The organism is Sphingobacterium sp. 2149 (assembly GCF_031455655.1).
Taxonomy (GTDB): domain Bacteria; phylum Bacteroidota; class Bacteroidia; order Sphingobacteriales; family Sphingobacteriaceae; genus Sphingobacterium.
Genome location: NZ_JAVDTD010000005.1, coordinates 176,431 through 198,068 on the forward strand (window position 1 = coordinate 176,431; position 21,638 = coordinate 198,068).

Below are 21,638 nucleotides of genomic sequence, written 5' to 3' on the forward strand. Positions count from 1 at the left end.
CATACCGGAATGTAACCTGGCTATCAAACATTTCCTTCTCTCCTTTGTTATTTGTTTGTTATAGCATAGGATGAGTTATACTGTTAAGGCTAGGAAGTTGGTTCGCCTAGCCTTTTTTGATAATTATAAGCAGAATAACGCCAGTGCCCGCTAATTATATTCAGTTAATATTCCATAACCCATATCGTGCTAATTAAAGCATGATTCTCGGTGAAAGCATTATGCAAGAAAGCTCACCTAAAAACACTAGCAGACAATATTCTTGCATTTAATGAATATAAACATGTCAAGATCTCCAGATTAAGAGCCAACAAGATTCGCACTAAAAAAAACGTACACTATATTCCTTCAGGATTTAATTTATTATTTTAGTATTGGATTGACCTGTATGCTACAGGTGATCAAACAACAAATTATGCGATTATTAGGCATCGTCTTCAAGGTTAAACTTGGATGGCGCTTGATTTATATAATGATGAATAAGTTTACTTTACTCGTTGGGAATGACATCAATAATATCTCACCCGGAATCAGCTGGAGCGATTTATTAACTAATATTAAAGAGAAATATAAGGTCAGTTCATTAGAAAATGGACTCAAACCCTTCCCCATGTTATATGAGGAAATATTCCTTGGCGCAATCAAAAAGCAGCACATTAACGAGAGGGAACTTAAAAGTTATATCTCCGATTGTGTTTCGCAGATCAAGCAAAACGAAATACACCAATTAATTCGGGAGATACCAATCGAAAACATCATAACCACAAATTATGATTTTAGTTTAGAAGGTCAAACCAGCACACGTAATACTGGTTTAATCCGCGAAACAACATACAGCATCTTTCGCAGGCATGAAAGTGAACATAAAACCTATTGGCATATTCATGGTGACTGTCTAAATTCCCCTTCCATTAATCTCGGTTATGAGCATTATTGTGGTCAATTGCAAAAAATGAGGGATTATGTCGTTAATGGAACAAATTACAGCTCAGAAATTGTCTACAAAGATTCCTTGATGAAAAGGTTGAATCAGAAAAAAGGAACCAAGCTACAATCGTGGATTGATCTATTTTTTACGCAAGATATCCACATCTTTGGTCTCTCTCTAGATCTTGTGGAAATCGATCTTTGGTGGCTATTAACGTATCGTGCACGTAATAAGTATTATAAACGGAGTAGCTTTATTAAAAATCAATTATTTTATTATACAACAAAAAAATGGTATTCGCTTTCCAAGGATAAGATGCAGTTACTTCAGGCAAATGATGTCGAGATTATTGTAATTGACGAAGCCGATAAGACTAAATATTATAAAAAAGTATTAGCAGCAGTAAGAAAGAGATACGAGCTTTCCAGCAGACAGGTACTGGAAAATGGCATCAAATAAAGTCCATCGGATAGCGCCATGGAAACTAGCGAAAGATATCGAAGCATCTTTTAGTTTTCCCTGCTTCATTTGGATTGCAATCCTTATTTTTACTGTTTGACCTTAACACAGTAAAAATGGCAATAAAAGATATTGAAATTATAAAAACCGAGATATTATCAGATAATTGGTACACGCTGAAAAAAGTAACCTATCAATACAGCAAACTAGACGGTACAGTACAGCAACAAAGCAGGGAAGCTTATGACCGTGGTAATGGCGCGGTTATTCTGCTCTATAACATCAGTTCCCATACCGTTATATTGACTAGACAATTTCGAATCCCAACTTACATAAACGGCAACGAATCGGGTATGCTGATAGAAGCATGCGCAGGTTTGCTTGATCAAGATTCGCCCCAAGATTGCATCCGTAGAGAGACAGAAGAGGAAACGGGCTACCAAATCAAGGAAGCACAAAAAATATTTGAGGCCTACATGTCCCCCGGGTCAGTAACGGAGATATTGCATTTTTTTATAGCAGAGTATACAACCAACATGAAAGTTAGCGATGGAGGGGGACTGGAGGAAGAAGAAGAGCATATAGAGATCCTTGAAATTAAAATTCAGGATGCTTTACATATGATTGATACAGGAGAAATCAAAGATGGAAAAACTATTATGTTGCTGCAATATATTAAACTGAAAAATATCTTGTAGGCATACAGCAGGTTTATAGCCATTTAAGCTAAATACCCAGCCAAAATAAACTTTGAGTCCTAATAATCACCAACCACCGCATCCTTTTGGATAATTAGGCGTACATATCCAGAATCGACCTTACCTCCGGATCTATAAAACCATAATTTTACATGAAGGCGGTTGTCGAAAAGATTAAGTTCCAAACGGCGCTATCACGCTGGCTAAAGACTATGTAGTACAACTTCTTTCTCTTGTCTTCGCTCCTCACAGCCGACAGAAAAGTGACTGACAAATTCAAATAAAAACAATAGAAAAATCACCTTCTCCTGTTCAATTTTTAATAAAATTCAGTTCTTGTAAAAAGATAAAGAGAAATATGTGGTCATACTAAAAATAGCAAAGGGACTGGGCACAGTCAAACCATGTCCAGTCCCTTGCTATTTCAATATGGAAAACTTCTAGCGTTTACCCGAATTATTTACGATTTTATCAGCTAATGACTTGAGCTGGACCATATCATCATACTCAAGATTTAACGTTTGAAAAATCTGCATAGGAATACAACTCGCTTTTTCTTTCAGCAGCAATCCTTGCTTCGTTAGTTTGATTTTTACCACCCGCTCATCAGATTTGCTTCGTGTCCGGGTGAGCAAGGCTTTGGCCTCGAGACGTTTCAACAGTGGTGTAAGTGTTCCATTATCTAAAAATAGCTTACTTCCTAATTGATTTACCGTTTGCTCATCATTTTCCCATAATGCCATCAGGGTGATATATTGTGGGTAGGTCAAGTCGATCTCTTCAAGAATAGCTCGATACTGCTGCATAATTTCCCTATGCAGCACGTAAACTGAAAAGCAAAGCTGTTTATCTAATTTTAATAAGTCGTCCATCCTACAAAGATATCGAGTTTTCAAGTGATTGAGCAAGCAGCGCCCATCTATTTATATTCAACGACAAAATCCTCTTTGGATACTCTAACTTTTTTCATCGTTGAGATCCAATCGCGGGAAGAGTCTGCTACCCCAATATACATTAATGATACACTCTTTAAACCGAGCTTTTCCAGTCCCAATACTTCATCCACGATGCGATTATCAAAACCTTCCGCTGGCGTAGAATCGACGCGAAGTTCGGCCGCTTGGGCTAGCGCTAAGCCTAAAGCGATATAAGTCTGTCTTGCTGTATGCGCAAAATTTCTTTCGGCAGCTTCATTTAGATAAATCGACTTTAGCTTATCGGTGTACGAACCAAAGCGTCCTCGAGGTAGATCGCGTTCGTCTGTTGTATAATCATACACCTGATCGATACGCTCAGCGGTATAACGATCCCATGCAGCGAAAATAAGCACATGCGAACATTCACGCATACACTCTGGATTTAGTGCTCCCTTAGCCAACTCCTCTTTTAATGTTTGGTTCTCAACGACAAGCACTTTAAATGGCTGTAGACCTGAAGACGTAGGGGCCAAACGAGCAGCTTCCACAATCTTGTCTATATCTTCCTGACTAACCTTTTGTTCCGGGTCATACGCTTTTACAGCATGACGCCATTTTAAATCTTCTATTAATGACATATAATTATATATTTATTTGGAAAGAATAACAGCTAATAAAGCCAACAATGCTGGCACTCCCTGTACAATGAATATCTTTTTGCTCGATGTAATTCCACCAAAAATTCCTGCCACAAGAACACATCCTAGAAAAAACAGTCGTACATTTTCACTCCATACTGGATCAGTGATAAAGAACGACCAGGCCAAGCCTGCAACTAAAAAACCATTATACAAGCCTTGATTTGCAGCAAGCCCCTTAGTAGGTTTGAAGAGCTCAGCAGGAAGAGCTTTTCCGAAGCTGCGTTTTCCAGCTGTTTCCCAAGCAAACATTTCCATCCATACAATGTATACATGTTCTAAAAGTACAAGTGCTGTAAGCACATTGGCCAAATTATTCATCTACTATTCGTTAGTTGATACTGTCAATTTAACTTCTATATTACCTCTTGTGGCATTTGAATAAGGACAAACTTGATGTGCCTTTTCAATCAATTCTCGTGCAACTTCAACGCTTACACCAGGAATATTTGCATGTAGTTCAGCGGCGAGACCGAAACCACCATTTTCCAATTGTCCTATACTGACATGAGCAGTTACAGATGTCTCACCTGTTTTAACCTTTTCTAATCTAATCACCAAATTCAAAGCACTATCAAAGCATGCCGCATACCCCGCTGCGAAAAGCATTTCCGGATTAGCATAATCGTCATTGGCCCCGCCAAGACCTCTAGGCATACGAACAGCTAAGTCCAATACGCCATTTTCACTTTTTACCTGACCGTTTCGTCCGCCTTTCGCTGTCGCACCGATGTTATATAACGTTTTCATATTTTAATTTGTTTTAATTTGACCATACAAATGTACATCAAGAAATTATATTGTGCAAAATATAATATGGTAATTTACATTGAAATGAGAATTATTGTCAATGGAACTACCGCCTGAAGTTAGAAAACAATTTCAGGTAATAAACGGTATAATTTACATCGTACAAGGAACCAGTTGCATCTTTCCTTTCTATCCAGAATACAATATAGCGATGGACACGCATTGATGTATCCGGTGGAATGAATATTTCATATAGTGGAATGAATATTCAATAGCTAGGTTTCGCAACAAAACTGAATCTATTTTGCATAAAGACAGTAATTTCGCTAAGTTTGAAATCCATGATAGCAACATATTTCCGCTCTATTGGTCTCTTTGAGGAAGAAGAGATCAATCAAATTGTCGATCTTTTCGAATACAAAAAGTTGAATAAAAATGACTTTTTCATCAAAGAAAATCAGCGCTGTCATGAGGTTGCATTAATACAGTCAGGGATTTTCCGCTCCTTTTATAGTAGCGTCAATAAAGAGGATATTACGTATTGTTTCCGCTTTCCGAATACTTGGATAGCGGCCTACTCCTCTTTCATTACGGGCGGACCAAGTGTAGAGAACATGCAGGCGATTACACCTGTTGAACTATGGGTGATCAGAAAAAATATCATTAACAAGCTTGCCTCCAATAATCTGAAATGGATGACGTACCTTAAAATGATTGCTGAAGAGCAATATCTCGAGCTCGAAAAACGTGTCTTTCAATTACAAAAAGATACCGCGTCACAACGTTATGCTAATTTAATCAAAGATCATCCAGAGTTTATTCAACAGCTTCCTTTACACTATCTTGCTTCTTACTTAGGTATAACACAACGTCATTTAAGTCGCATTCGCAATCAGATCTCTTTTTAGACATTTGTCCTATAACAACAGTATTCGTAAGACTATTTTTGTGCTATAATACAAGGTCATGAACAAAAAAATACTTATTATCAATGGACACCCAAATCGGGAGTCTTTCAATTTTGCCATTGCAAATACTTATCAAAAAAGTGCAGAAGCGTCCGGAGCTGTTGTACGAACGATCCATATCATCGACCTAGACTTCAATCCAAATCTTCAATTTGGTTATCGCAAACGGACTGAACTTGAACAAGACCTACAGCTTGCCTGGGAAGACATCCTATGGGCCGATCACCTGGTGTGGGTACATCCCGTTTGGTGGGGTGGGCTCCCCGCCTTGATGAAAGGCTTTATTGATCGACTCTTTTTACCTGGGATGGCATTTCAATACCGTGAAAACTCGCTTTTTTGGGACAAATTATTAAAAGGTAAGTCCGCTCGAATCATTACGACACTTGATCAGCCGAGTTGGTATTACACGCTGATATACGGTAGTCCCAGCGTTAATCAACTAAAAAAATCAACATTGCAATTTTGTGGAATATCACCCGTAAAAGTCACCTACATAGGCATTATCAAAATTTCGGATTCAATTCAGCGGGACAAATGGCTACACAAAGTGCAGCAGCTCGGTTACAGACAGGCATAAGCTCAATCCGATGAATTTGCCGAATCTTTAAAAGAGAGGGTGGTGATTAATTTTTATCCAACCGCAAGTTCGGATCCATTTCAGCTTACCAGCGGTACTGCATTCTAGCTGTAAATACATCATCTTTAAGATCTGCTGAAAAGTTTGGCAAACTTGTCGCTTCATTGGTGACATGTTCATTATAGACCGTAAACTTGAGTCTATTGCTAAACTGATAAGCGAGTCCATAGCCAAGTGTACTAAACTTGACATCACCATCAGCCGTAAAATTACCGGCCATGCCAATCGTTGAACCACTTGCTTTGGTATTTGGGTCATATACATCGTATGCAACCATTGCAGTAAATCCTGTACGCCCGATTTCCTGTGTTAACCAAAGGTAGTAACCGTTGAATTTGCGTTGATAAAGGTCTGTTGTCGGTTGTGCTGTAAAACTTCTACTCGCATAAGGACCTTTGATATCTACACCACCTGCAACACCAGGCTGATCACCAGCAACATATTCTGTTTTAAAGCTAGACTTACCGAAGCTGTTATCAAGCTCGAGCTGTAAGTTTGCCCCATAATAATTTCTACCGATGGCTTTGCCCTCATTTTCATCGCTGGTATGCGCACTGTATCCGTTATTGTTGGCCGTATAGTAAGTTTTGGTATCGTTACGGACAGAACCCTTATAAAACGAACCACCGAATCCAAAATGGATTTTTTTATCCGCAAGACTATCGAATTTAAAAGCTAGATTACCGATCAGATCTTTTTTTGAATCATAATCTTTAGCGGAATGCCCACTGCCGTTAACCAATGCTAAATCGAGGTTCAGAAATTTAGCTTTACCTCCCGGATGGTAGCTAACCATCCCCCCTAGGTCACGTTCTCGAGGCATCAACGTTTGAAATACCCGTGCTCTTTCAGGGAAATCCCGATATCCTGAAGAATATACGATGGAGTATCCAAATGGTCTATTAAAAAGACCAGCAGTCAAACTCAGGCCTTTCTGGCTAGGATGTCGTAACTGGATAAATGCATCCATTAGCTGTACCCCATCCTGGGTTGCATCCAACTGGAATACAATACTGGAGTAAGTGTCTACACGGTCGATTTTAAGACGCCCCCTGCGGATCATAAATCTATTGTCCGAATTCTTTGAAAAATCACCTCCCGAAAAAGAAGTTATTCCGGGGGACTGCGCCTTTTGAAACTGTGTCTGAAGGTATCCCGTGATTTTGATATCATGTGGGTCGTAGCTAGAAGGCGCATTATTATTTTGCGCAAGCGCTGCAACAGGACTTATCAGAGCTGAGAGTAAAAGTGCTTTTTTCATGAGAATTTTGAATAAATTGTCTTTTTCGCTTGTGATGACACGATACCAATAGAATCATTTTTCCTTCTTCTATCACATCATCTTTTTAATGGCGTAAAAATAGATTCCCAATATTAAGTTAATATTAATAAATTGTTAGTCTATTAATTTATATACATAAAATTAATGATTTGGTAATACGGTAATCGGTGACGATATTTTGTTTTAAAAAAAATGCCTCCAAATTTTGACGATTTTGGAGGCATTAGGGAATTAGCATATCAATATGCTATTTATCTACATAAACCCTTACATACTGAGGTACAATGATTTGACCATTATCCAGTGTAATTGAAAAATAGTAATTCCGACCTAACATAGCAGCAGCAGAAGTTGTTCCTGCTTGCGAGGATGTTGGTAATGTTAACTTCGTAAAAGCAGTGTATTCAGCTAAAGTAGAATTAAAAACAACTTTTGTACCATTGCCAGCAATTGGTGTTGAAACAAAAACATTTGCCGGAGTTGTTAGAGCTCCATAAGCTGTTCCAATCGCAACCTTACTAATTTCCTTTATAGTTCTTCCACTAGAAGCAGGTATTTCTAATTCGATAATAATTTTTCCACCACCGCTCAAAGATGTAGAGACTGTTGGAGCTGTAAACAGACCAAACTGATTTGACACTGTTACAGGTATTTCAGGTAGATTATTTTCCAATGAGATATTATCTTTTTTACAAGATGTCATTGAAATAAATAATAAAACTACCAAAAAGACATATACTTTTAGATTTAATTTTTTCATCGTTTCTTATAGTTAAACTCGCTCAATACTATTACTTACTTGTTCCACCAAACGTTTACACTCGTCTTTATTACACCTGGAACATTTGGGTTTGCATTTAATTCCGTACTTGGATAAACAAACCTTCTAGGAATCTGTCCATTATTATCTCCCGCAGCATTTAATGCTGGTTCTAATACAGGGTAACCGGTTCTCCTATAGTCATTGTATGCTTCAATTCCATTCCCAACCCAAGCAAGATATTTCTGGCTAATAATTTGTTTAATTTTGTTCTCATTGGAACCTGAAAGAGTTACAACAGTGGGATTATCTTGAAAATACTTTGCAATTTCTGCTTCTGTCATTCCGGCTTTTGTCATTGAAGATTTAATACCATCCTCATATAATTTTTGAGCATCTCCGGTAGTTCCTAATGTTAAAACAGACTCTGCAAGAATAAACTTCATCTGAAAATTAGTTAATAATCTAACAGGTGCTTCACCAGTAGAACCCACAACATAAGTATTATACATCGAACGTGTTGCTAAAGTCGGCGCCGTCACCCCTGCGCCATTGTTATAGCCAACAAAATATTTACCATTTGGTTTAGTGAAAAATTTATTTAACCGGACTGTATCGTTCACGCTCTTAGAAAAGGTTATCAATCTGCTACTCAGCATTTCGTTATTTTTGAAACTACCTGATATATCTTGCACATACATTGGATTTTGATTACCTACAGTAGTCGAGAAAGGGACCATTAGATCTAGGTCATTGGATGTGATATATCCATTTGCATCACTTAAAACATAATTAATCTGTTCCTTTGCTAAAGTAGGATTAGCTTTAGAAATTGTATTTGCTAATTTCAGTATCAAACTGTTTCCTGCCTTTTTCCATTTAGATAAATCCCCTTTATAAATTATATCATCCGTACCCGGTTTCAATACAGAATTTTTATTCAAATCCGCAATTCCATCTTTGATAAGGTCAAACAAAGATTGAATTCCTAAACCGGCGTTTCCTTGATATATATCCTCTTGTTTATCAAAACGGGGCTGTGGATAAGTCATACCAAAACCATTTTGAGAATATGGAATATCTCCCCAAAGATCTGTCATAATGGAAAACGCATAAGCTAATTGTATTTTTGCGATACCTGAATATGAGGGATCAGTATCTGAAGATTGTTTTATAATTGTTCTTAAATTGTTAATAATACCAACGTTTAATTCATAGTTCCATTGATTATTGAATTGGTCATTGATATTATACGAATCGTAAGTAGATGCTGAATTTGCTAACCCTGCATTATATTGTATTAATATGGATGCACACCGCCCAAGCTCATTTGCATTAGTCCATCCAATGCCAATACTAGTTGTTGGCAGGAGAACCTTTGAAGGAACTGTAATTGCATCATTAGGATTTTGATTAACATCGACAAATTTATTACAAGCTGTCAATATAAAAGAGCTTGCAATAGTATATAGAAATATCTTTTTCATATTAGTTTACTAATTAAAATGTAACCCTTAAACTTCCACCAAAATTTCTTGTATTTGGTGCACTTTGTAATTCCAAACCGCGAATATTACCAGCTCCTTGGGTACTTAATTCCGGATCTATAGGACTATTTGGAGCATAGAAATATAAATTTCTACCGTAAAGAGTCAATCTGATGTTCTTAATAACATTTGTTCCTAACATCTTACCGCTAAGATCATAACCTACTGATATTTCACGAACTCTAAAGGTAGTTGCATCGAAAACGTTAAATTCAGACCCACCAATACCTCCGAATCCTGAATTCCAATAACTTTGAGCAGGTATTTGAATATTATTTTTAATGTAACTGCCATCCGCTTGCTGTATTACACCTGGCAAAATATGCGGTTTATCACGATCTTCCCCTGTTATATCCAAAGATCCATTCGATCGAAGAGCACCTGCACTCCAAGAAATAACATCACCACCTTTTTTCAGATCTAGTACGCCAGACAATGTTAAGTTTTTATATTTAAAGGTATTTGTTAAACCTGCGCTCCATGCTCTATTAGGATCTGCTATAACCTGATTAGGAATAGTTGTAGTCAAATATAGCCCTGTTGTAGGGTCTACCAATAAATCTCCTTCAGGTGATCTTTGATATTTTGACCCCATTATTACACCAAAAGGGTAACCTTTAGCAACTGATGGAGTTTGACCGCTAAATGCATTTCCTCCTATAGCAAAGGATTCAATACCTTCAGCCAACGATACAACTTTATTTCTATTTCTTGAGAAATTAGCTGAAATATCCCATTTAAAATCGCCAGCGATTACAGGTGTACCACTTAATAATACTTCAATCCCTTTATTTGATACTTCAGCTATGTTTGCTAAACGGCTAGCATAACCTGTTGACGTCGGCATACCTACGCTAATAATCTGGTTTTTACTACCTTGCTTATAGACAGTCAAGTCTAAATTCAATCGATTTTTAAAAAATGCGACATTCAAACCGCCTTCATAAGAATTTGTGAATTCGGGCTTTAGCTCAGCATTACCAAGAGTTGATTTTAGACCGAAACCACTGAGAGATCCATATGGAAAGGTGAAAGAAGCAGTATTGTTACCATAACTCGAACTTGTAAAAACACTAGGATCCAAAACATATTCACTTGCATCTCTTCCAACTTTGGCATATGCTGCTCGAATCTTACCAAATGAAAACCAATGGTCAGGTCCTAAGTGCATAAGTTCAGAAAAAACAAAACTTGAGCTAACAGAAGGGTAAAAGTAGGTGTTTTGATCCTTAGGCAACGTTGAGCTTTTATCTGCTCGGCCAGTTAAATCTAAATATAAGTAGTTGTTATAAGCGAAAGAAAGTTGACCATAAACACCCAAGACTCGACGCTGGGTTGTACGTTCACCCGAGCCCGTAAAATTCTGTCCATTAGAAACATTTTCATAACCAGGAATCGTTAATCCAACAGCAGAAACATATAAATTTTGAAAATCTCTTTGGTTAATGCTTTGACCAACTAATGCTGTCAAGTTTAATCCATCCGTAAAAATATTTTGCTTTTTAGCTGTTAAGATCAAATCTCCATTAATTTCAGAACGAAAATAATTATCTTCCAATATACTACCGGCACTACTTGCTGCTTGAGTTGATCCTATAGCTATAGTTTTCTTACGGCGGTCTGTATAGGTATCTATGCCCAACCTATATGTCGCATTCAACCAATTAGTAATATCATACCCAATTTCAGCACTACCTAAAAAGCGGCTAAGTTTACTCTTGTAACCATTAGCGTAAGATGCAAAGAACGGATTATCTCTACCTGAAACAAACCAATTATTAGTTCCATCAGGATTCGTATAATGTTCTTTGTAATACGCTAGATCTGTAGAACGTGTAACGCCATACAGACCAAACATACTACTATTAGCCCCATTACCCATTGTGGTCGCTCCTATTTGTCTATTGTTAAAATAGTTAATACTACCACTAATTTTTAATTTATCTGTCACCTGTGAACTCGCCGCAAATCTTGTATTAAATTTATTAAAATTCGATGATGGTAGAATTCCTTTAATATCGTTTGTTCCAATTGAAAATGAGTAATTATTTTTCGAGTCACCACTAAGAATACTCAAATTATTATCGGTCGTATGTCCCTGCTCAAAAAATTCATTAAAATTGTTAGGAAAATTTTTATAGGGAATTGTTTCACCCTCCTTATAAACGATTCCATTCACATTAGCCTCCGTTCCAGGTGCTACAATTAAACCATTAGCAACAGATGGGACTGTACCGAAAGGTAACCCAAATGAAAAAGTACTTATTGGATTAAAAACACCGCTAGCTCCCTGTCCATATAAGTTTTGAAGTTTTGGAAAACCATATGCATTTTGCACACCATAAGCTGTATTAAACGTAACATCTGTTTTTCCCTTTACCCCACTCCCTTTCTTTGTAGTTATAATAATAGCACCTGCAGAAGCTCTTGTTCCATATAAGGCAGCAGCTGCCGGCCCCTGCAATATATTCATGGACTCAATATTATTAGGATCTAAATCTAGTGCTCTATTTGCAGGTTGGTTACCATATAATGTGTTAGTAGTTTGATCCAAATCATTACTAATGGGAATACCATCCACAACGAACAATGGTTGATTATTACCTGTTAAAGATGAAATCCCTCTTAAAACAATATTCGTTGATGATCCCGCTCCACCACTTGAGCCCGTAATCTCAACCCCTGCAACTTTACCTTGTAATGCATTTAAGAAATTATTATCGCCATTATCAACTAATTGCTTCCCGCTGACATTTTGAGTAGAATAACCTAAAGCTCTTTTAGATTTAGTTTGTCCCATTGCAGTTACAACTACCTCATCTAAGCTTCGGCTATCTTCAGTCAGCGCAATATTATAAATACTAGAATTGTCTTTCACAATTAGGGTTTTATCTGAAAAACCTACAGATCTAAAGACGATTATCTTTCCATTTGGCACAGTAATTGAGTAATCACCATTGGAATCTGTTTGAGTAGCATTATTTGATCCTTGTATTGCGATAGTAACACCAGCTAATGGCTTGCCATCTGCATTGGTTACGCGACCGCTAACTTTTTTTTCCTGTGCAAAAGCAACAGAAGTTAGAATCATACTACCCACGAAAAAACTGAGTAATTTGTGTTTCATATGTTATGTTTATTTAAATTAAGTAGCTTACTTACATTTTAGAAGTTCTAAAGTCCTTTTGACTGGTCAATTAATGGTTTTCAAAATTTCATGTCTATTAGACTGAATCTGTTAGTATGTAAAACGATCAACGAAATGTTAAGGTTTTGTTAAAAGCAAAGATAATACAAACTTTTAAAGTTGCAATATCCTATTTACTATTTAGTAACAAAATAGTCACGAAAACAGATAATAACCAATATATCAACGAAATAAATAAAGCACAATTAAGCTGTTAATTTTCAACTCAACTATCTAACTTCCCTATAATCCTAGGTCGCATACTAGTAATTATGGAATTCGATTAAACGAAGGTGGTACACGAAAAATTACTTTTTACTTTTTAAAGAACATCTAATCATCCTTGAACCATTTAAGAGAAAAAATAAACAAAATAGCCTATAAAATTTGTAAATAAAAAATGCGAAGTCCATTTGAACTCCGCATTTTTATTTATAAATCTTATCACTTCAGACTTAGTATAGCATTTTTAGAGGTGCGAAATACAGTATTTTTATTTAGCAAAACATAATTTTTTAAAACTTTGACGTGAACTGTCGCACATTTGAATAGAAAAAGCGCATGGAATATCGAGCCTGTTTTTATTTCAAAATTGAATCAAATAATGGATTTAAAATAGAATGAGCTCGATATTCAATCGAGCTCATTCTATTTTAAATCCATAGTAGCTCTTACATACCCCACCAAACAGCAACATCCATAGGAATATTTTTAGCGTTCGGATTATATAGGGTTGTAGTTTGAGGAAAAGGGAACCTTTTCGGTGTATAGGATAACTCTGCTCCAGCACTTTGAGGTCTTGGAGTCAGGGTTGGTATACCAGTCCTTCTATAATCGTTATATGATTCGATTGACTGATTGTACATAGCCACCCACTTTTCAGTTAAAATATCAGTTTTAGAAGCCGTCGTATAAGTTGCAACACTCGAAGCGTTATCTGTTCCAGTTACATAAGCTACATTTGCTTTAATAGCATCATTTAATACTGAGGATGCATTAGTACCCTGCCTATTTTTCACTTCCGCTTCTATAAATTTTGCTTCGTAATAAGTTATTATAGGATAATTCCTACCAACACCAAAAAATGGACCAACTGTTGCTACATCAGGAGAAATAGATGTAGCATTTATATCGGCGCCTACATATTGGCCAGCTTTATTAGGGGATAAGAGAAATTTCAATCTCGGATCATTTTTAGCATTCAAACGATCAACAAACACTTTATTTGCACCCAAATACCCAGCTCTAGCATTCTGAAAAGCACCCCATTGATTTTGCGCACCTCCACTTGCAGAATGTATAGCCTCAAGATTTCCGGCATTTGTTGTAATTCCCTTAGATAGATAATCTAAAATTGTAGCATCTAAACCTGTGGTTTTCCCAGCAATACGGTTTAAATACCTTGCTCTTAACGTATAAGAGGCCTTTATCCATTTTGAAACATCCCCTTCGAAAATTAGATCATCAGAAGCCGGAATAAACAAATTGTCAGATTCTGCATTGGAAAAATCTTTTATAGCGTCAGCAAGCAAACCATCTATTGATTTATAAATATCCTCTTGACTATCTAACTTCGGGGTGCGTATCCCCTCGTCTAAACGAAATGCTTCAGAATAGGGCACATCCCCCCAAAGATCAGTTGCGACTCCTAAATTAATAGCTAACAATACTTTCGAAATTCCTGAATAATATGGGCTTTCAGTCCCTGCTTTACCAATTATAAGTTTAGCATTATTCATTGTTCCTGTGTACAATCCTTCCCACATATTATCAAAATCACCCTGCGTAATTCTGTAATTTTGTACATCAGCATATTGGGCACCTAAACCTGCCGAATGCTGAACTAATATACTACTCATACGTGCTAATTCCCCCTCTACATTTTGAAATGTGTTTACCTCTAATGCCGTGAGCATTGTAGATAGAGAAGCATCTGCAGGATCATTAGGGCTTAAATAAAGATCATCCCCTGTTTTACACCCAACCAAAATGGTTAAACATAAAGTATATATTAAATTTATTTTCTTCTTCATTTTTTATAGATTAAAAACCAACGCGTAAATTAAATGAATAGGATTTCGTTCCTGGATTATTAAAGAAATCATATCCTGCAAAGTTTTGATTAGAACCAGTCAAACTAGTTTCCGGATCAATTCCTTTATATTTTGTTATCAAAATCGGATTTCTTAAATTAATTCCTACTTGTATGTATTGAATCGCTTTTGAAACTTTATTAAATCTGTAACTCAAATCAACTGATCTTAATCGCGCCCAAGATCCGTCCTGAATGGCAATTTCAGAAGAGCTATTACCTAGATAATTCCTAAAATAGGTTGTAGCAGGGATTTCAGTCGTATTTTGTTGTCCCGCATTTGTACCGCTAGCATATACACCATCAATAACGTAATTTCTTTCACGATCAGCTGTAATTTCGGCTTTACCACGGTTGATCAAATTGGCATTTGTCCCGCCCCAAATCTTACCACCTTTTCTAAAATCCCAAAGGAAAGAGAAAGATAGGTTTTTATAAGAAAACTCGTTGTTAAAATTCATCAACCATTTTGGAATTGTACTTCCAACGCTTCCCAATTCAGCTTCATAAAGTGGTAACCCACTATTCGGATCAATTAGAACTTGACCTTGATCATTTCTTTGAAATTTTTGTGCATAAATAACACCAAATGGCTGACCTACTATTGCGTAAGATTGCGGAGAGGAAAATGCGGAGCCGATAGACAATTTTTCTACTCCTTCTGCAAGTTCATAAACCTCATTATTATTTTTCGACCAGTTTACTGTAGCATTCCAATTAAAATTTTCAGATTTTACTATATGCCCGTTCACTGATAATTCGACACCTGTATTTTTAATTTTTCCAATATTATTGTAATAATTAGCATATCCGGTAGTTGGATCTATCGGCTGAGAAAGCAATAAGTCAGAAGATTTTTGTTGATAGTAAGTAAAATCGAATCCAAGCCTATTCTGTAAAAATTTCATCTCAAGTCCAGCTTCGTATCCAACATTTCGCTCGGGTTTGAATGATTTAGCCACGGCTACGGAACTTATAGCAAATCCTGTTTGCCCCAAGTAAGGAAATGAAAATCCATTAGTCATACCATCCGCAATAGTTGGCACAGTATAATATGCTCTATCTGAATAGACACTTGGTGATATACCTACGTTTGAATATGCCAGACGAATCTTTCCGAAGGATACAACAGGGGACTCTTTGAATAGATCGGAGAAAATGTAAGAAACATCTGCTTTGGGATAAAAGAATCCCTTGGAATCTCTACCAAATGTTGTAGACCATTCGTTCCTACCAGTCAAAGTTAAGAACAAAATACTTCTATAATCAAATGTGGCGTCTAGAAAGATCGCTCTACTATTTTTATAAGATTCCGAGTTACTTGCATAAAGATCTTTAGCTGATGCAAAATTATAATATCCAGGCATACTTAATTCACGCCCCCTAGCAAAATTTGTTAAAGCTTGTGTATAATTAAAATTCCCTCCTAACAAACCGCTTACAGAGAAGTCTTCAGATATATTATGCTTAAACTTCAACAATAAATCACTATAAACATTTTTATAATTAACATTAGATCTTTTTATTTCACCTAGGCCTGAGTTATTGTCGTCGCCAATTGATCCAATTGCATATATCTGTGTGCCATTAGTTGAATAGGTGTCTAAACCAGTCTTCCAAGATAATGAAAATGTTTTATTCAATTTAATATCAGTATAAACATTACCCAAAAAACGCGTATTTTCCTCTTTATAAGGATTATTCTCAGTGGACCAATAAGGATTGTCGTATGAAGCAAAATACTGCTTTTGAGAACCATCTTCATTTTTGTAATCTGCCAAATTGAAATCAACTGGAGAGCGGAGCAAACTAAGCATAACACCCGCCAGATTACTACCATTTTGTGCTGCACGGGTGTTAGAATTTGTAAAACTAAAATTACCGCCAACAGTTATATTATCATTTAGTTTTGTTTCCGAGCTCAATCGGGAAGTGTACCTATTGAAATTTGAATTCGGAACAATACCTTTATTATTAGTTGATCCAACAGAGAAGCGCATAGTTGTCTTATCTCCTCCAGAAGTTATAGCTAAATTATTTGTAAATACACTTCCATTTTGAAAGAAATCCTCAACATTATTATAACTTGGCTTACCTACATTTGCCAAATTCTCTCCCCAACTATCCGCTGTACTTGAACTAAATACTCCACCAGTTCCCTGTCCATATTTATTTTGAAGATCAGGTAACTTATTTACTTTCTGTAACTCAAATCCAGAAGAAAAGGTAACTCCTAATCCACTCCCTAACTTACCTTTCTTTGTGGTATAAATAATAGCTCCGTTACCCGCTGCTTGACCATACAAAGCCGCTGCTGCAGGTCCCTTCAAAATAGTAACTGTCTCAATATCATCTGGATTGATATCTAAGGCCCTATTACCTAACTGCACACCCGCCAAGTTTTGATTATATGGATCGTCTCCTGCTTTGACAAAGTTCATATCGTTATCAATTGGGACACCATCTACAACTATAAGAGGTTGATTATCTCCAGAAAATGTGGCTGCCCCACGTAGAACTATTTTAGAAGAAGCCCCAGGAGTACCTGCAGAGGAAGTAATCTGTACACCAGAAGCCTTAGCAGCCAGACCCTGAATAATGTTAGCTTCCCCGGATTTGACTAAATCATCTCCGCTAACTTTGGAAGTTGAATAACCAATTCCTCTTGAATTTTTAGAAATACCTAAAGCTGTTACAACAACCTCTTCCAGTGCATTTTCAGAATTATCTAATGTAACATTAAAAGCAGATTGTCCTTCCTTAACGATCAATGTTTTATCAGCAAATCCTACCGAACGAAATACGATAACTTTTCCTGTTGGTACAGATAGCGAATAATTACCATTCGCATCTGTTTGCGTGGCTACATTAGATCCTTGAACAGCAATCGTCACTCCAGCCAATGGCTTACCATCTGCTCCAGTTACTCGGCCGCTTACTTTTTTCTCTTGCGCAAACGCAACAGAAGTAAGAATCATACTGCCCACGAAAAAACTGAGTAATTTGTGTTTCATATGTTTATGTTTATTAAAAATGTTTATTCTTGATAATATACTTTGGTTAGAAATATACTTTCCAATAATTTATATATGTGTTATAGTTAGTAACGTTTTTCCTCGGATTGCTTCCACATGTTAAAAAACGTTAAATACAAAATTATAACTTTTTTTAACATTTGCAATGCAAGCATAATTTATTGATAACAATTAATTCACAAACAAAACTAAAGTGCTGAATAGTAGTATTTTAATTTTAAAAATTTAACATACTTAAGTAACATTGTTACATTATTAAGGAAAACTATTTACATCAAACCTTATCTGTTTATGTAAAATAATATAGCAACTTTCCAATTTCACTGTGAAATGGCGCCCCCTATTATCTTTAGGATAAAAACTTCTCATCCTCTTTCCTATAACTCGACACTTAGGCGAATCCTACTGCTTCTAAACCTTTTCCCTTAAACTTCAGCACCAACCATAAACTTTTATCTCAATGCAAATACAAAAATATCGCACTCCATAGAATGACGAATAGTATAATAGGTCAACTCAAAATCCTTAGTGAGAATTTCTCTTTCTTCCTGTGCGCTGTTCTATTACTTAACTATCATTCTGCTTAAAAAAACTTATGGAAAGTAAACTTAGGCTCGCGCTATAGTCAATCTTGTGTGATCGTTGTGATAAACTAGTCAATATTGTGTGTTTGTTGTGTTACGCTATAGCCACCAACACGTCACCAATAGGTGACCAACTCCTACCTTTTTTCAAGCGTTGCTCGAATTTTCTTCGGGCAGGCTTCGAATCTCCCTCGAATCAAATTCGAAGAACAGCCGAGGAAAATGCGAGTCCAGTTCTATAAAAGGCAGGAGTTAATAGGGAATTGGTCGGGAAAAAGTCGCCGGAAGGTGGTACCTCTATCCCTAAGTCAGGTGGTCTTTGACAGCGCTTAAAATTTCTTTGGCACATGTTCAAGGCATGCTTGCCTTCCCTCGACTGGGCTTTCGCAGGAATTTGAGCATACTTCTATTTGGGTGATTGCCTTGAACAGAAATTAGCCACAAGCATCGGCAGCGAAATTTCTTTCAAACACTGATTGAAGAACGTGTCAAAAATACTACAAAGATATTGGAATAGTATAACTCACAGCCACAGGCTCTCCTTGCAGTCTACCTGGCTTCCAAGGACCAACAGCCTGAATCGCTGTTGTAATCGCGCTACTGACCTTAATAGGAATATCCTGATCATATTTAAATTTACTGAGCCTACCATCTTTGTTGACAATAAATGTCACGTTAACAAGCCTAGACTTCAATTGAGTAATTAAATTGTCCGATATATCGATCTGCCGATAAACGGCTTCCATAAACTGCTTCAATTTAAGCGGAAGAATCGGTGCCGATTCCTTCGTCTCAGCATCGTATAAAATAACCTCTCCATTGGAACGAAATCTTTTTCCGCTCTGAAGAACACCACCTAAATACTGTTCTTCATAACGGCTTCCCATATTAAAACCTTCCCATCTACCATCTTTTTCGTTATCTTTAAGCTCACCTTCAAAATAAGCTCCATCCGAATAATCCAGTCGAAGGAATCCGGTCCCGCGCTTCAAGAGATAATTTCCCAAAGAATCCATATACAACAAGTAATATGGTTTTGTCATTCTCGAACCCGTAAAGGGATTTTGTGCAGTGTCAATATGCGTCACGAGCATTTTCAATTTTCCTGTCGGATAATAATAGTATGAAGAATCCGTAGGCACACCGTCTGCATCAAATTTCTCTAAGCTTTTCAACTGTCCATTTGGATAGTAGACTGTCGACTCCCCGACATAATTCCACCCGAAAAACCCAACTGTGCTATCTCGGCTATAAGCGAAGGATTTGATGGAATCCGTATCTGTATAGTAGCTAACAATATTAAAAAATCGACTTGATTGATCTCCAACAGGAACAATACATTGGTAAGTATGGGACTCTAGTTTTGTCTTAACAGGATTCCCCGATTTATCAAAGTAATTCACTATCGTATCGCTAATAAAAACTTTCCCCCTTGCTTTCGAAGAAAATGCTTCTGTAATCGCTCCTATAAAAATAAGCACAATTAAAAATAAAGTCGATCTTTTCATAAATATGACAACGTTAAAGGACGAAAATACGGCTTTATATAATAACACCAAATCAAAAAAGCGGCAATTTCTTTCGAAATTGCCGCTTTTATAACCATATATCTAAAAGACTACTTAACGTCCCACCATACTGGTACTGTAATCGCTTTCGTACCTGGATAGTTTAAGTTAGTTGTTAACTCCGTATTCGGATACAACAAACGCTGAGGCATTTCACCATTAGCCAAAATGGATGCTTTTGATTGAATCAAGAATGTAGGATATCCTGTTCTTCTGTATTCAGTCCATGCTTCAAAATTTTGGAAACCATTCATTGCATAATATTTCTGCGTAATGATTGCTTCTAATTGTTTTGAGGCATCTGTTGGAAATTTACCAGCAGCAGCTAAATATTCAGTTAATCCTTCCGCGCCTAAGTAGTTAAATGACGCAGTAACACCTTCATTATACAGTGTAGCAACACTTCCTGTCCCCCATCCTTTCAAAGCAGCCTCGGCTTGTAAAAATTTGCTTTCAGCAATAGAGAATAATTTTACAGGAGCGATTGCAGAAGCTGTATTTTTCGCATTTGCCCCAGTTACTGGTGAAGGAGCGGAGACTAATTTTGTGTTTTGTCCTCGGAAGTCCCCCTGTTCTAAGTAAGCTACTGTATCTTGCAATGTTACATTATCAGCTTTTAACAGTCTATTATACAATGCAAATGATCTTTTATCCTTATTTGCTGCAAATGCTTTTACAGCAGTTCCACTCGCAACTACATTTTGAACATATTTTAAACCAACCATTTCTGTATAGAAAGGATTTTGGTTACCACCTGTCGTCGTAAACGTGATGGAAACATCCTCATTTAAAAATGTGGGATTTGTCGCATACAATGCTTTAATACCTGCTTGAGCGGTCGCAGCATCTACGTTTGAAATACGTAAATAAGCTTTCAATTTCAAGGTATTTGCAAACGCGATCCAAGATGTTTTATCTCCGCCAAACAACATATCTTGTTCTCCCGGTGTAGTACCAAGATTACCTTTCAATAACTCAACACCTTTATCAATACTTTCGAAAATACTGTTGTATACCTCTTTTTGTGTTTGATATTTTGGACTTAAGTTCGTTGCTCCTTGCAGCGCTTCATCTAACGGAATATCTCCAAAAGCATCAGTCGCTACTTGCAATGTATATGCTTTCAACAAATACGCCATACCAATTGTATAGTTGTTTGCACCACGCTCCGAATTAATGATGATTTCAGCATTGTTGAGTGCACTTCTATAGATAGTTGACCAAATACGATCCGTTGCTGTATTTTTGAGGTTATACTGATCAATAGTTTGATACTGCGACGATGATGGAGCCTGTGTCCAATATTGCGCCCACAAACCACCATATACTTGAAGCTGATTACCTACGATCTGGCTTAACGAAGCTTCAACTGTCGGCAGCAAGAGGTTTGGTTCTACTTTTTCTGGGTTATTTGGATTTTCATTAACATCCAAATATTTATTACAACTTGTAAATGCTACGGATCCAACCAATGCAGCAAAAACAAACTTTTTAATATTCTTGTTCATTTTATTATTCTTTATAG

General features: G+C 36.7%; 16 protein-coding genes. 4 read left to right on the forward strand and 12 right to left on the reverse strand.

Annotated features, from left to right (window positions below; all coding sequences use genetic code 11):
• Nucleotides 1-415: 415 nt before the first annotated feature.
• Both J2X77_RS09145 and nudK read left to right on the forward strand, forming a co-directional pair.
• Nucleotides 416-1,387 carry an SIR2 family protein gene (locus J2X77_RS09145; RefSeq protein WP_310080407.1) on the forward strand — a complete coding sequence of 324 codons (972 nt, stop codon included), beginning with the start codon at nucleotides 416-418 and terminating at the stop codon, nucleotides 1,385-1,387.
• Nucleotides 1,388-1,503: 116 nt separating this feature from the next.
• Entirely contained in the window at nucleotides 1,504-2,085 is a 582-nt protein-coding gene (gene nudK, locus J2X77_RS09150; protein WP_310080410.1) for a GDP-mannose pyrophosphatase NudK, read from the forward strand.
• Between the two features lie 440 nt (nucleotides 2,086-2,525).
• Here nudK and J2X77_RS09155 read toward each other — a convergent pair whose 3' ends face one another.
• Genes J2X77_RS09155 through J2X77_RS09170 form a run of 4 tightly spaced genes read right to left on the reverse strand, consistent with a single transcriptional unit; the run spans nucleotide 2,526 to nucleotide 4,450 of the window.
• On the reverse strand, nucleotides 2,526-2,957 hold the full coding sequence (locus J2X77_RS09155) for a MarR family transcriptional regulator (RefSeq protein ID WP_310080412.1): 432 nt from the start codon (nucleotides 2,955-2,957) through the stop codon (nucleotides 2,526-2,528).
• 47 nt (nucleotides 2,958-3,004) lie between these two features.
• Nucleotides 3,005-3,640 (reverse strand): nitroreductase family protein, encoded by a 636-nt coding sequence (locus J2X77_RS09160; RefSeq protein WP_307187387.1) that lies wholly within the window; start codon nucleotides 3,638-3,640, stop codon nucleotides 3,005-3,007.
• A 12-nt stretch (nucleotides 3,641-3,652) separates the two neighbouring features.
• The gene (locus J2X77_RS09165; RefSeq protein ID WP_307187388.1) at nucleotides 3,653-4,021 is read right to left on the reverse strand and encodes a DUF1304 domain-containing protein; all 369 of its coding nucleotides are present in this window, start codon (nucleotides 4,019-4,021) and stop codon (nucleotides 3,653-3,655) included.
• Nucleotides 4,022-4,024: 3 nt separating this feature from the next.
• On the reverse strand, nucleotides 4,025-4,450 hold the full coding sequence (locus J2X77_RS09170) for an organic hydroperoxide resistance protein (protein ID WP_310080414.1): 426 nt from the start codon (nucleotides 4,448-4,450) through the stop codon (nucleotides 4,025-4,027).
• 341 nt (nucleotides 4,451-4,791) lie between these two features.
• On the opposite strand from J2X77_RS09170, the gene J2X77_RS09175 reads away from it, so the two are divergent.
• Together J2X77_RS09175 and J2X77_RS09180 are read left to right on the forward strand one after the other, a co-directional pair.
• Complete coding sequence (locus J2X77_RS09175) at nucleotides 4,792-5,358, forward strand: Crp/Fnr family transcriptional regulator (RefSeq protein ID WP_310080416.1); 567 nt, start codon at nucleotides 4,792-4,794, stop codon at nucleotides 5,356-5,358.
• Nucleotides 5,359-5,416: 58 nt separating this feature from the next.
• Nucleotides 5,417-5,998, forward strand: coding sequence for an NAD(P)H-dependent oxidoreductase (locus tag J2X77_RS09180; RefSeq protein WP_310080418.1), 582 nt, complete (start codon nucleotides 5,417-5,419; stop codon nucleotides 5,996-5,998).
• Nucleotides 5,999-6,083: 85 nt separating this feature from the next.
• Here J2X77_RS09180 and J2X77_RS09185 read toward each other — a convergent pair whose 3' ends face one another.
• The 8 genes from J2X77_RS09185 to J2X77_RS09220 form a co-directional block, all read right to left on the reverse strand.
• Complete coding sequence (locus J2X77_RS09185) at nucleotides 6,084-7,319, reverse strand: porin (RefSeq protein ID WP_310080420.1); 1,236 nt, start codon at nucleotides 7,317-7,319, stop codon at nucleotides 6,084-6,086.
• A gap of 268 nt (nucleotides 7,320-7,587) precedes the next feature.
• Nucleotides 7,588-8,100 carry a hypothetical protein gene (locus tag J2X77_RS09190; RefSeq protein ID WP_310080422.1) on the reverse strand — a complete coding sequence of 171 codons (513 nt, stop codon included), beginning with the start codon at nucleotides 8,098-8,100 and terminating at the stop codon, nucleotides 7,588-7,590.
• 35 nt (nucleotides 8,101-8,135) lie between these two features.
• Complete coding sequence (locus J2X77_RS09195) at nucleotides 8,136-9,587, reverse strand: SusD/RagB family nutrient-binding outer membrane lipoprotein (protein ID WP_310080424.1); 1,452 nt, start codon at nucleotides 9,585-9,587, stop codon at nucleotides 8,136-8,138.
• A 13-nt stretch (nucleotides 9,588-9,600) separates the two neighbouring features.
• Nucleotides 9,601-12,774: a SusC/RagA family TonB-linked outer membrane protein gene (locus tag J2X77_RS09200; protein ID WP_310080426.1), complete on the reverse strand. Its 3,174-nt coding sequence runs from the start codon at nucleotides 12,772-12,774 to the stop codon at nucleotides 9,601-9,603.
• A 731-nt stretch (nucleotides 12,775-13,505) separates the two neighbouring features.
• Nucleotides 13,506-14,867 carry a SusD/RagB family nutrient-binding outer membrane lipoprotein gene (locus J2X77_RS09205; protein WP_310080428.1) on the reverse strand — a complete coding sequence of 454 codons (1,362 nt, stop codon included), beginning with the start codon at nucleotides 14,865-14,867 and terminating at the stop codon, nucleotides 13,506-13,508.
• A gap of 10 nt (nucleotides 14,868-14,877) precedes the next feature.
• Nucleotides 14,878-17,940: a SusC/RagA family TonB-linked outer membrane protein gene (locus J2X77_RS09210; protein WP_310080430.1), complete on the reverse strand. Its 3,063-nt coding sequence runs from the start codon at nucleotides 17,938-17,940 to the stop codon at nucleotides 14,878-14,880.
• A 1,102-nt stretch (nucleotides 17,941-19,042) separates the two neighbouring features.
• A complete protein-coding gene (locus J2X77_RS09215) occupies nucleotides 19,043-20,053 on the reverse strand; it encodes a hypothetical protein (RefSeq protein ID WP_310080431.1) in 1,011 nt (336 codons plus the stop codon).
• Between the two features lie 110 nt (nucleotides 20,054-20,163).
• Nucleotides 20,164-21,621: a SusD/RagB family nutrient-binding outer membrane lipoprotein gene (locus J2X77_RS09220; RefSeq protein WP_307187399.1), complete on the reverse strand. Its 1,458-nt coding sequence runs from the start codon at nucleotides 21,619-21,621 to the stop codon at nucleotides 20,164-20,166.
• Nucleotides 21,622-21,638: the final 17 nt, after the last annotated feature.